The 11,828-nt window shown below is 74.8% G+C and carries 10 protein-coding genes and 1 pseudogene; 1 reads left to right on the top strand and 10 read right to left on the bottom strand.

Annotation, left to right across the window (positions count from 1 at the left end):
- Positions 1 to 90: 90 nt before the first annotated feature.
- The 9 genes from ABT247_RS26270 to ABT247_RS26310 all read right to left on the bottom strand — a co-directional run bounded on the left by ABT247_RS26270 (position 91) and on the right by ABT247_RS26310 (position 10,869).
- The gene (locus tag ABT247_RS26270) at positions 91 to 846 is read right to left on the bottom strand and encodes a metallophosphoesterase family protein (RefSeq protein WP_350746750.1); all 756 of its coding nucleotides are present in this window, start codon (positions 844 to 846) and stop codon (positions 91 to 93) included.
- Positions 843 to 1,097 (bottom strand): hypothetical protein, encoded by a 255-nt coding sequence (locus ABT247_RS26275; protein ID WP_350746753.1) that lies wholly within the window; start codon positions 1,095 to 1,097, stop codon positions 843 to 845. Before ABT247_RS26275 ends, ABT247_RS26270 begins: the two co-directional genes overlap by 4 nt.
- A complete protein-coding gene (locus tag ABT247_RS26280; RefSeq protein WP_350746756.1) occupies positions 1,094 to 1,753 on the bottom strand; it encodes a nucleotidyltransferase family protein in 660 nt (219 codons plus the stop codon). Before ABT247_RS26280 ends, ABT247_RS26275 begins: the two co-directional genes overlap by 4 nt.
- A 228-nt stretch (positions 1,754 to 1,981) precedes the next feature.
- Complete coding sequence (locus ABT247_RS26285; protein ID WP_350746759.1) at positions 1,982 to 4,258, bottom strand: SpoIIE family protein phosphatase; 2,277 nt, start codon at positions 4,256 to 4,258, stop codon at positions 1,982 to 1,984.
- 144 nt (positions 4,259 to 4,402) lie between these two features.
- Positions 4,403 to 5,077, bottom strand: a complete 675-nt coding sequence (locus ABT247_RS26290) for an HAD family hydrolase (RefSeq protein ID WP_350746762.1) — start codon at positions 5,075 to 5,077, stop codon at positions 4,403 to 4,405.
- A gap of 64 nt (positions 5,078 to 5,141) precedes the next feature.
- On the bottom strand, positions 5,142 to 7,469 hold the full coding sequence (locus ABT247_RS26295) for a GMC family oxidoreductase (RefSeq protein ID WP_350746765.1): 2,328 nt from the start codon (positions 7,467 to 7,469) through the stop codon (positions 5,142 to 5,144).
- Positions 7,462 to 7,920 carry a hypothetical protein gene (locus ABT247_RS26300; RefSeq protein WP_350746768.1) on the bottom strand — a complete coding sequence of 153 codons (459 nt, stop codon included), beginning with the start codon at positions 7,918 to 7,920 and terminating at the stop codon, positions 7,462 to 7,464. The genes ABT247_RS26295 and ABT247_RS26300 overlap by 8 nt, the downstream gene beginning before the upstream one ends.
- Positions 7,907 to 9,712, bottom strand: coding sequence for a thiamine pyrophosphate-requiring protein (locus ABT247_RS26305; protein WP_350746770.1), 1,806 nt, complete (start codon positions 9,710 to 9,712; stop codon positions 7,907 to 7,909). The genes ABT247_RS26300 and ABT247_RS26305 overlap by 14 nt, the downstream gene beginning before the upstream one ends.
- Positions 9,713 to 9,951: 239 nt before the next feature.
- Positions 9,952 to 10,869 carry a SigB/SigF/SigG family RNA polymerase sigma factor gene (locus ABT247_RS26310; RefSeq protein ID WP_350746773.1) on the bottom strand — a complete coding sequence of 306 codons (918 nt, stop codon included), beginning with the start codon at positions 10,867 to 10,869 and terminating at the stop codon, positions 9,952 to 9,954.
- A gap of 266 nt (positions 10,870 to 11,135) precedes the next feature.
- Between ABT247_RS26310 and ABT247_RS26315 the strand changes: the two genes are divergently transcribed.
- Positions 11,136 to 11,459 (top strand): plasmid stabilization protein, encoded by a 324-nt coding sequence (locus tag ABT247_RS26315; protein ID WP_350746775.1) that lies wholly within the window; start codon positions 11,136 to 11,138, stop codon positions 11,457 to 11,459.
- Between the two features lie 273 nt (positions 11,460 to 11,732).
- Here the strand turns inward: ABT247_RS26315 and ABT247_RS33670 are convergent.
- Positions 11,733 to 11,828, bottom strand: a pseudogene (locus ABT247_RS33670) (transposase); the annotation flags it as partial.

Here is an 11,828-nt window from a genome sequence, read left to right on the forward strand (position 1 = left end):
CAGCTCAACCAACTCGGCTACCAAGTGACCCTCCAAACAGAAGGAGCTGCCTGACCAGCGGCTACGGACAAGGGACAGGGGATTTTCGAATCAGGCGGCTCGGCCGGGTCGGCCGCCCGGTTCGGCGCCGTGCAGGTGGTAGACCGCGAAGGCCCGCCCGATGACCGGCTGGGCGACGTTGCGCACCCGGACACCGCAGGCGGTGAGGCCTCGCTCGGTGCCGAGGTGGGCGTGCCCGTGCACCGCCAGGTCCGCCCCGGCCTCGTCGATGGCCTCGGCGAGCAGGTAGCTGCCCAGGAACGGGTAGATCTCCGGCGGCTCACCGGCCAGGGTGTCCGGCACCGGGGCGAAGTGGGTCAGCGCGATCCGCAGGTCGCAGCCGGCGGCGGTGAGTCCGTCCAGCGCCTCGCGCAGCCCGTCCGCGCAGTGCCGGGAGTACCGGATGAAGGCCTTCATCTCGGGTTCGCCGAATTCACCGCCGCTTCGGCCGGCGAACCCGCCGCCGAACCCCTTCGTGCCGGCCACGCCGACGAGCCGACCGTCCACCCGGACGACGGTCGAGCTGCGTTCCAGCACCCGCACGCCGTGGGACTCGAGGATCCGGGTGACCTCGTCCGCCCGGCCCGCGTCGTAGTCGTGGTTGCCGAGGACGGCGACCACCGGCACGGGCAGGCCGGCGACCTCCTCCCCCACCACCGCCGCCTCCTCGGGCGTGCCGTGCCGGGTCAGGTCGCCGGCCAGCAGCAGCACGTCTGCCAGGTCCGCCACGGTGGCGAAGGCGGGCCTGAGCGCTCCGCGGCTGTCCGGGCCCAGGTGGATGTCCCCCACGGCGGCCACCCGGATCACGGCAGGTCCTCCGCGCCCACCGGCGGCCGGCCGTCGGCCAGGGCGATGTCGGTGTACACCGTGAGCCCCGCCAGGGCCTCGGCGACGATGCGCTGGACGGCTGCGCGGCGCCCCTCGTTCGGTACGGTGCCGGAGACGGTGACGTGGGAGCCGTGCAGTTCGATCCGCAGGCCGAGTTCGCCGACCTCGTCGTCGGCCAGCCGGTCGCGCAGGTGGGCGAGCCGGTACTCGGTGTCGTCGGCGCCTCTCATGGCGCGGCCTCCTCGGGTTCGATCACCTGGAGCCGTTCCAGGAGGAAGAGGAAGGCGGCCGCCATCGGCGCCTCCCCGCGCTCGGCGCGCACCCGCCGCCAGTCGACCTTCTCCCGCAGCGGGCGCACCACCGACAGCACCGCCCCGAAGTCGCAGTGGTGCTCGGAGAAGGCCGCGAGCAGGCTGCTGACCAGGTCGGTGGCGGAGAGCACCGGCATGTGCACCGAGTCGACCGGCAGCACCTCGGCGCGGTCCAGCAGTTCGGAGGTGACCGGGCGTTTGGCGAGTTCGAGGATCAGGTCGATGTCCTGGCCCAGGCAGCGGGCCTTGATCAGCCAGTCCTCCGGCGGGAGGAATACCTGCAGCCCGGCCTCCCGCAGGGTACGGGTCACGGCGTCGACGTCCTCGCGGCGGATGCAGAAGTCGGCGTCGTGCTGGAGGCGCACCACCGCTCCGTGCGCGTAGGCGGCCACCCCGCCCGCCAGCGCGAACGGGTGGTCCTTGGCCTTGAGCAGCGAGGCGATGCGCTTCGCCGCCTCCAGGATGGCCTGGGTACGGTCCGGCGGCAGCTGCCCCGAGGTCTCGTCGTGCGGCCATTCGTCCACCCGCGGGCGCGGCGGCCGGGGCGGATCGGGTTCGTCGACGCGGTGGTCCATCGCGTCCTCCTCCTCGGCCGGCGGATTCGGGGCGATCCCACGGCTACCCCGACGGCGGGGATTCACGCCGGGCGCGGGCTGCTCCGTCCGGGTGACCGGCGGGGGCGGCGGCACGCGGCGGTGGCCCGGGCCGGTGGGCGATGGCTGCGGCGGGCGGCGGGGCCCGGGCCGGGCGGCCGCAGCCGCAGGCGCTTCCGCGGGCTTGCGCCGTCCGGGCGCTCCGGCCGGCTACTCGACCTGCACGGCGATCAGACAGGTGTCGTCTCCGGTGTCGGCGGAACTGAGGGCGAGCAACCGGTCGAGGTAGCCCTCCAGGTCCCGGCCGGGTGCCCCGGCGGCGCGGATCAGCTGGTCGACGGACTCCTCGACCGGGCGGTCCCGGCGCTCGACCAGGCCGTCGGTGTACAGCAGCAGGACGTCCCCGGGCACCAGCTGCAGCCCGTGCTCCTCGTACCGGACGTCCTCCAGGGCGCCGAGCAGGACGCCGTGCGGCAGCGGCAGCAGTTCGGCGCTGCCCGGCCCGAGCAGGACCGGCGGGAGGTGGCCGGCCCGGGCCCAGCGCAGTCGGCCGCCCGCCGGGTCGAACAGCGCGCACACGGCGGTGGCGGTGACCTGGGCGGGTTCACCCAGTGCCACCGTGTTCGCCCACTCCAGCAGCCGCCCCGGCCCCGCCCCGGTGACGGCCAGGCCGCGCAGCGCGTGCCGCAGGGCGACCATCCCGGTGGCCGCCTCGACGCCGTGGCCGGCCACGTCGCCGACGGCCAGCAGGACCCGCTTGTCGGGCAGCGGCAGCACGTCGTACCAGTCGCCGCCCACCCGGTCGCGCTGGGCCGCGGGGCGGTAGCGCACGGCCACCTGGAGGCCGGCGGTGGCGAGCGCCGGCGGCGCGGCGGGCAGGATGGCCTGCTGCAGCCGCAGGGCCAGCTGCTCGCGCTCGGCCGCCTGGTGCTCGGAGTCGGCGAGGCGGGCCCGAGTGGCGCCGAGGGCGACCTCGGTCGAGTGCTGGGCGGAGACGTCCTGGTAGGCGCCGCGGACCGCGGTGGTCCGGCCCTCGTCGTCGAGCACGGGCTCGGCGATCACCCGGGTGTAGCGGTGGGTGCCGTCGGGCTGGGCGAGCCGGAAGACCGCCGAGGCGGTGCGGTGGCGGCGGACCACCCGGTCCAGCAGTCGGCGCACCGCCGGGGCGTCGTCGGGGTGGACGTGCCGGGTGAGCCGGCCGAGGGGGACCGGGTCGGCGTCCGGCGGAAGGCCGAAGAGCTCGCGCAGGCCCTCGCTCCACTGGACCCGGCTGCCGCCGGGGCCCTCCACGAACCCGGCGACCCGGGCCAGCCGCTGGGCCTGGTCCAGCAGGCCGCTCCGCTCGACGGGGTCGGCCTGCCCGTCCTCCCGGTCGCGCCCCTGCTGCCACTCGACCAGCAACCCGCCGTGGAGCGGCGCGACCGCGAGCAGGACGGTGTCAGGGACGGTCAGCCCGCCGCGGTGGAAGACGAGCCGCAGGTGCTGCGCGGGCAGCGGCTCGCCGGTCTCGTGGACCCGCACCAGCCGCTCGAACAGGCCGGTGGCGGAGGCGACGGGGTAGGCCTCCAGCAGCCGGACCCCCTCCAGTCGGCGCCGGGGCCGGCCCAGCGGATCGCGGAACCGCGCGTTGACGCGGACGATCGTGAAGTCCACGACCCGCCCCTCCACCAGGACGGGCTGCAGCAGCAGGGCCGGCGTGGCGAGCCCCTCCAGGAAGTCCGGTGGGTCCTCGGGAGGCGAGGCGGGCTCGTCCTCGCGCAGCAGGGTCGCGCACAGCTCGGCGAGCGCCCGCAGCTGGCGGCGCTGCGCCCCGCCGAGGGCCGGGGCGGGCGCCTGCCAGAGCACCTCCAGTGCGCCCCGGCGGCGGCCGCCGTCGACCGTGGGCAGCACCGCCCGTGCCGAGCCGGGGTCCACCGACGGGCCCTCGCTCCCCGGCTCGCCCGGCCAGAGCTCCGCTCCCTCGGCGACGGAGCGCTGCGCGGGCGTCGGGACGCCGGGCGGGACGCGGGCCCACGGGGCGACCTCGGCGGCGGGGAGCCCGGCGTGCGCCGCGAGGGCGAGGACGCCGCCGGGCAGGCGCCGCCAGACGACGACGGCGTGGGCGCCGAGTGCGGCGCCCAGCTGCTCCAGCACGGCTTCGGCGGCGCGCTGCAGGTCCGGGACGGCGGCGAGCGCGGACGGCACGGTGTCGGCGGCGTCCCCGGGCGCACCGGGGTGGCCGGGGACGGGTACGGGGGCCGGCAGTCCGGCGATGTCGGCGGCCAGCGAGGGCACCGGGACGCCGGCGTCCCGTGCCAGGCGGGCGAGGTGGACCGCCGCCTCGACGGGCAGCAGGCCGAGGCGCTCGGCGAGGATCCCGGTGGCCAGGTCGACCACCGAGCGGCCGCGGGCCCCGGCCTGGACGTGGCGGACCTCGTCCTGCAGCCGGCGGACGGTCGCGGCCAGGGCCTGCGCCGTGGGGTCCGGTGACTGGCTCGGTTCGGTCATCTCGCGTCCAGCCGGTCGGCCTTCCCGAAGGGAACCGCCGGGGCGCGTCCGGGAGGGACGCCCCCCGGTCGGGGGGGGAGGACGGCGGGTGCCGTCCTGCTCCCACTGTGCCACCGGCGGCCCCGGGCGGCAGCGCGCCCGGTGTCAGCGGGCGGGCCGCCCGAGCAGGCTCCGGTCCAGGTCGGCCAGCAGTTCGGCGGTGTCGCGGTGGACCTCCGCGGCGCCCGCGGCGAGCAGCTCCCGCGCGTCGGAGCCGCCGGTCTCCACCGCGATGCAGGGCACCCGCGCCCGGCCGGCCGCCGTGACGTCCCAGACGGTGTCGCCGATGAACACGGCGTGCTCGGGCTCGGCGTCCGCCCGGGCCAGGGCGGCGCGGACCAGGTCGGGGGCGGGCTTGGTGGCGCTCACGTCGTCGGCGGAGGTGGCCGCGGTGATCGCGTCGTCCGCGTCGAGCGCCCGGCGCAGCACCACGAGTTCCCGTTCGGACGCGGAGCTGGCCAGGATGACCCGCCAGCCCCGGTCGGCACAGGCGCGCAGTAGGTCGGCGGCGCCCGGCAGCGGCTGGATCTGCGGCCAGAACCGGGCGTACAGGGCGTCGTGGGCGGCGGTGATCGCCTCGTCGTCGCCGTGGTCGCGCTCGCTGCCGAGCAGGTGGTCCAGGAGCTGGTCGGAGCCCATGCCGACGGCCCGGTGGACCCGGGAGGTGGGGACGGTCCGGTCGTACTGCCGGAGCGCCTCCCACCAGGCGAGGGCGTGGAAGTAGGCGGTGTCGAGCAGAGTGCCGTCGACGTCGAACAGTGCCGCCGGGGTCGTGGTCATGGACTCCTCCTTCCAATCGGCCCCTGGTGGGGCCGGACGCGTGCGCGGCTGCGGTCGGCCCGGTTCACGAGGACGGCGCCCGCAGTCCGGAGCGTTCGCCCGCCGCCAGCAGGCCGGCGGCGCGGTCGACCAGGGCCATGATGGTCAGCGCCGGGTTGGCGCTGCCCTGGGTGGGCAGCACGCTGCCGTCGGTGATCAGCAGGTTGGGTACGGCGAAGGTGCGCAGCCGGTGGTCCACCACGCCGGCCAGCGGGTGGTCGGCCATCCGGCAGCCGCCGACCAGGTGGGCGTAGCGGTCGATGGTGATGACCTCGCTCGCGCCGGCGGCCCGCAGGATGGATTCCATCACCCCGCGGGCGGCGGCGATCACCTGCCGGTCGTTGTCGCACTGGGAGTAGGAGAACTCGGCCACCGGGAGGCCGTTCCGGTCGGTCTCGGCGGCGAGGGTGACCCGGTTGTCGGGTTGGGGCAGCAGCTCGGCGACGGCACCGAGGGTGGCCCAGTGCACGTAGTCGGAGAGGTAGGCGCGCAGGTCGGCGCCCCAGTGTCCCTGGGCGACGACGTGCTCCGCCCAGGTGATCGGCAGCGGCGAGGTGTTCTGGATGGTGAAGCCGCGCTTGTAGGGCTTGGTCGGGTCGGTCTCGTAGTACTGCTCGGTGGAGACCTCGGGCGGCGGGGCCTTGTAGGCGCGGACCTCCTCCTCGAAGCGGCCGGAGGTCTGCGGGGCGCCCTGCACCATGACGTAGCGGCCGACGAGGTCGTGGTCGTTGCACAGGCCCTCCGGGAAGCGTGTGGACACGGAGTTGAGCAGCAGCCGCGGGGTCTCGATGGCGTACCCGGCGACGGCGACGGTGCGGGCCCGCTGGAGGTGCTCGCGGCCGTGGTGGAAGTAGCGGACGCCACGGGCGAGCCCGTCGTGGTCGAGTTCGACGGCCGCGGCCATGCAGTCGGCGCGGATCTCGGCGCCGTGCACGAGGGCGTCCGGGACGTGGGTGATCAGCGGGGACGCCTTGGCGTTGACCTTGCAGCCCTGGAGGCAGAAGCCGCGGTAGATGCAGTGCGGGCGGCGGCCGAAGCGGCCGTTGGCGATGGCGACCGGGCCGACCCGGGCCTCGATGCCGAGGGCGGCGGCGCCGCGCAGGAAGATCTCGCCGTTGCCGCCGACGGGGTGCGGCGGGTGCGGGTAGGGGTGCGGGTCGCCCCAGGGCCAGTACTGGCCGGCGACGGGGAGCTCGTACTCCACGCGGCGGTAGGACTCGCGCAGGTCCTCGTAGTCGATCGGCCAGTCGGCGCCGACGCCGTCGAGGGTGTGGGTGCGGAAGTCCGAGGGGTGCAGGCGGGGTGCGTAGCCGGCGAAGTGGACCATCGAGCCGCCCACGCCGCGGCCGGAGTTGTTGGAGCCGAGCGGCACCGGGTCGGAGCCGGAGATGAGCCGCGGCTCGGTCCAGTACAGGTGGTGGGAGGCGGCCTCGTCGCTGACCCAGTCGGTGAGCGGGTCCCAGAACGGGCCGGCCTCCAGCACGACGACGCTCCAGCCCCGGCGGGCCATCCGCTGCGCCAGCGTGGCGCCGCCGGCCCCGCAGCCCACGATCAGCAGGTCGACCTCGTCGGAGTCGGCGTAGCGCCGCATGTCGCGCCGCAGGGTGTGGTCGAAGCCGTGCCCGTGCTCGGGCAGCAGCCACGCGGAGGCGTTGGAGCGGCGCACCTCGCGCTGGGCGGCGGCGTTGGCCCGTACGGTCCCGGCGGCGGCGCGCAGCCGGGAGTGCCGGCCGGGGTCGGTGGCGGGCGGCACGGGAGCGGGCGGCCGGTCGTCGGGCGGCCGGGGCGGCTTCGAGTGGGCGTCGGCGACCTCCCAGGGCTCGCGCTGGTCGACGCCCAGGCGCAGGTAGCCGCGCGGGTGGGCCGGGCCGCCGAAGCCGATCTCGCTCCAGGCGGTGGGGTGGGAGTAGTAGGCGGTGCAGGCGTAGCGGGTCCACAGGCTCCAGACGTGCTGGGCGGGCAGTCCGTGCCAGCGCTCGCCGCGGAGTTCCTGGACCCGCCCGACCAGGGCCCGCTGCTGGACCTCGGAGAGCGCGGCGAAGGGGCCGTCCGCGCCCTCGTCCAGGGCGCGCAGGCTGCGCCGCCAGGCCTCGTCGTCGGGCGGCATGTCGGCGTAGTGCCAGCCGTCGGTCTCCAGCTCGGCGAGACGGGCGTCGATCATCGGCAGCAGCGGGACGTCGGGGTGGTCGAGCAGCAGGTCGAGCAGGGCACGGGCGGTGGCCTCCTCGGCGGGGGTGAAGAAGCGCAGCGGCGGGAGCGGGCCGGTGCGGGCCACGACGGCGGCCACCGTCTCGCGGTCCCAGTGCCGGGACTGGCTGAGCGCGTCGTAGCCGGGGAAGCGCGGCTCAGGCATCACGCGACTCCCGGCGCAGTACGGCGGCGACCAGGCCCATCCCTCCGACCATGCTCATCAGCAGCGGCGCGAACAGCGGCGGCCCCATCTCGACGTTGTAGCGGGCCATCGCCCAGCCGCCGGGCTTCTGGGCGACGCCGCGCACGTGCAGCCAGGTGCCCTGGAGGCCGTTGGCGGTGATGGCGGCGGAGGCGACCGGCAGCAGGGTGCGGGCGGCCCTGGGGCTGAGCGCCCCGGCGATCCCGGCCGCCGCGCCGACCGGTCCGAGCACGACCGGCCACCACATCATGCGGTTGCCGAATCCGGCCCGGTCGTGCTCCAGGTAGATCTCGGCGGCGGTGATCACCGAGCCGATGCCGGTGGCCATGGCCAGGGAGCGCTGGAAGCGGCCGGTGCGGATGTTGCGCACCGCGAGCCCGGCGCCCCGCCGGGCCTGGTCAGTGGCGCCCATGCCGGCCCCCGAACGACGGCAGGAACTCCTGGAGCTTGGCCTTGAAGCCCTGGCGGACCATCGCCGCGCGGTCGGCGTCCCCGCGCAGCACGGACGTCGCGGCGGCCTGGATCTGGTCCCAGGTGGCGTGCGGGGGGATCGGCGGCACGGCCGGGTCGGTGCGCAGTTCGAGGACGAACGGGCGGTCGGCGGCGAGGGCGCGCTGCCAGCCGTCCTGGACGTCCTCCGGGGCGTCCGCCCGTTCGGCGCCGAGGCCGAGGCTGCGGGCGAAGCCGGCGTAGTCGACGTCCGGCAGCTCCTGGGAGGGCAGGAAGCTGGGTGACCCCTCCATGGCCCGCAGCTCCCAGGTCACCTGGTTGAGGTCCCGGTTGTTGAGCACCGCGACCACCAGCCGGGGGTCGTCCCAGTGCTGCCAGTACTTGGCGATGGTGATCAGCTCGGCGAGGCCGTTCATCTGCATCGCGCCGTCGCCGACCAGGGCGATCGCCGGCCGGTCCGGGTGGGCGAACTTGGCGCCGATCGCGTAGGGGACGCCGGGGCCCATGGTGGCCAGGGTGCCGGAGAGCGAGCCGCGCATCCCGGCGCGGAAGCGCAGGTGCCGGGCGTACCAGTTGGCGGCGGAGCCGGAGTCGGCGGTGACCATCGCGTCGTCGGGCAGCAGGTGGTCGAGGGTGTGGATCGCGTACTCGGGGTTGATCGGGTCCGCGCCGACCCGGGCCCGCCGCTCCATCACGTCCCACCAGCGCTCGGTGTTGTCGCACACGGTGCGCTGCCAGTCGCGGTCCTCCTTGCGGGCCAGCAGCGGCAGCAGCGCGTCCAGGGTGCGCGCGGCGTCACCGACGAGGTTGACCTCGTACGGGTAGCGCAGCCCCACCATGAACGGGTCGAGGTCGATCTGCACGGCCCTGGCCTGGCCGAACTCGGGCAGGAACTGGGTGTACGGGAAGCTGGAGCCGATGGTGAGCAGGGTGTCGCAGTCGCGCATCAGCTCGTAGGAGGGGCGGGTGCCGAGCAGGCCGATCGCCCCGGTGACGTACGGCAGCGTGTCCGGCAGGGCGTCCTTGCCGAGCAGCGCCTTGGCGACGCCGGCGCCGAGCAGTTCGGCGGTCTGCTGGACCTGCTCGCGGGCGTGCCGGGCACCCTGGCCGATCAGCATCGCGACCTTGCGTCCGGAGTTGAGCACGTCGGCGGCCCGGCGCAGTTCGCCGTCCTCGGGGACGACCGTCCAGCGGGGGCTGCCGAGGCTGGAGGGCACCATCTTGAAGGCGTGCTCGGGCGGGCTGTAGTCCAGCTCCTGGACGTCGGCGGGCACGATCACGGCGGTCACGGTGCGGCGGGCGGTGGCGGTGCGCAGCGCCCGGTCGAGCACGTTGGGCAGCTGTTCGGGGACGGTCACCATCTGGCAGTACTCGGCGGCGACGTCCTTGAAGAGGCTCAGCAGGTCGACCTCCTGCTGGTAGGAGCCGCCCATGGCGCTGCGGTTGGTCTGCCCGACGATCGCCACCACGGGGACGTGGTCGAGCTTGGCGTCGTAGAGGCCGTTGAGCAGGTGGATCGCACCCGGGCCGGAGGTCGCGGCGCACACCGCGGTGCGGCCGGAGAACTTGGCGTAGCCGACCGCCTCGAAGGCCGCCATCTCCTCGTGCCGGGCCTGGACGAAGACGGGGTTGTTGTCGGCGCGGCCCCAGGCGGCCACCAGCCCGTTGATGCCGTCACCGGGGTAGCCGAAGACGTAGCGGACGTCCCAGGCACGCAGTCGTTCCAGGATGTGGTCGGAAACCTTCGGGGACACAGTGCTCCTCCTTCTCGCTGCTGGTGCTCTCCGTACGACTTCTTCTCCGCCTCGCCTCCGCCCTCGACGGCCCCGACGACTCGGCGCCCAGACGACTCGGCGCCCCGAGGCCTCGACGTCCCGATGTCTCGGCGCCGACGGCTCCGCGCCCCGGCCCCTCGGCCCCGCCGTGACACGACGGTCCCCCGCAGCGCGGGTAACCGCTGCGGGGGACCGGAAACGCCCGCCCGGGAGGAAGGTCAGCCCGCCTCCTCCGGTTCGTCGGCCCATCCCGGCGCGTCCTCGTTCTCCAGCTGCTCGCGCAGCAGGCTCAGCGTGGCGCTCAGCAGCCGGGAGACGTGCATCTGGGAGACGCCGATCCGCTCGGCGATCTCGGACTGGGTGCAGCCGTCCCAGAACCGCAGCTTGAGCACCTTCTGCTCGCGCTCCGGCAGCCTGGCCAGCAGGGGGCGCACGGCGGTGCGGAAGTCGGCGAGCTCGATGCCGGGATCGCAGCAGCCGAGCCGGTCCAGGAGGGCGCTGCCGGTCTCGTCGGTGTTCTGCTCGCGCAGGGCGTCCAGCGAGCTGGGGCGGTACACCCGGCCCGCCACCAGGCCCTCGGTGGCCTCCGCCACGCTCAGGTGGAGGTCCTCGGCGATCTCCTCGGGCTGCGGGAGCCGGCCGAGCTCCTGCTCCAGCCGGTCCGAGCCGCGGGCGACGGTCAGGTACAGCTCCTGCATGCTGCGCGGCACCCGCACCGGCCAGGAGGTGTCGCGGAAGAACCGCTTGATCTCCCCGGCGATGGTGGGGATGGCGTAGGTGACGAACTCGACGCCGCGCGCCGGGTCGAACCCGTCGACGGCCTTGATCAGGCCGATCGTACCGACCTGGAGGATGTCGTCCATGTCCTCCGCGCGGTGCCGGAAGCGGGCCGCGATGAACCGGACGAGCGGCATGTTGAGTTCGATGATCGTGCCGCGCACGTAGCTGTAGGCGTGGGTCTCCTGGGCGAGTCCGCCCAGGCGCTCGAACAGCGCGTCACTGAGTTCGCGCGCTTCGGTCTTGCCCATCGAGCGCAGTTCGGCCTCGGTGGGCCTCGGTGGCAGGTCGAACGGCGTGCCCGACGGCACGGTGGTGGTCCGTTCGCCGGTACGAGGTGTTTCCAGGGAGGTGGACACTGGTCTCTCCAGGTGACGGGGTGAACGCCTGGTGACGCCCGGCGGACTCGCGCCGGCGCGTCGAGGCTTCTTCCCCAGGACCCGTGCCGTCGGCTGGGGCCCCGGTCGCACCCCGCGTCGGGGGTGCCGAGCGGCCGTTCGTCCATCCGACCGCATCCGTGTTCTACCCTACCTGCGACCTCGAATTCATGTTTTGAGTGGGTTTCTTGTATTTCCTCCGGGTACACGCGGTGGCGACAGGACTGCGACACGAGAGGAGGGCGGTCATGCCCCGAGGATCCAGCCCCAAGCGCGAGCGCCAGTACGAGCACATCAAGGACAGCGCGCTCGACCGGGGTGAGAGCGAGAAGCGGGCCAAGGAGATCGCCGCCCGTACGGTCAACAAGGAACGCGCCCGGCACGGCGAGTCGAAGACCGCGAGCCGCACCTCGACGCACGACATGTCGTCGAGCAGGCGCGGCGGGCAGCGTTCCCACCGGGGTGCCCAGGGCCCGACCTACGACCAGCTGTACAACGAGGCCAAGCACCGCAACATCAAGGGCCGTTCGAAGATGAACAAGCACCAGCTGGCCGACGCGCTGGGACGCTGAGCGCCCGGTACCCCTCGACGAGGTCCGTGAGGTCCCGCCATGACCATTCCGACGCCCCCTGATCCGGACACCGAACCGATCCCCCACCCCAACCCCGCGCCCCGACCGGGCGAGGACCCCGATCCGGCGCCCCCGCCCGTGCCGCCGTTCCCGGCGCCCGACCCCGATCCGGCACCACCGCTCGAACCGCACCCCGGCCAGCGCTGAAAGCTCCGGCCGGGGTTGACGGTCTGTCGGCCTCCGGCTCCGCGCTCGGTCCGGGTTCACCCCGCCGCGGGGACGCACGGTCCGGGGGGCGAAGCTGCCGTCCCGGTCCCGGGGCACCCGCACCTCCACCGGCCCGACCTCGGTGAGAAGCCGTCTGGACCG

The organism is Kitasatospora sp. NPDC001539, from assembly GCF_040298565.1.
Lineage (GTDB): Bacteria > Actinomycetota > Actinomycetes > Streptomycetales > Streptomycetaceae > Kitasatospora.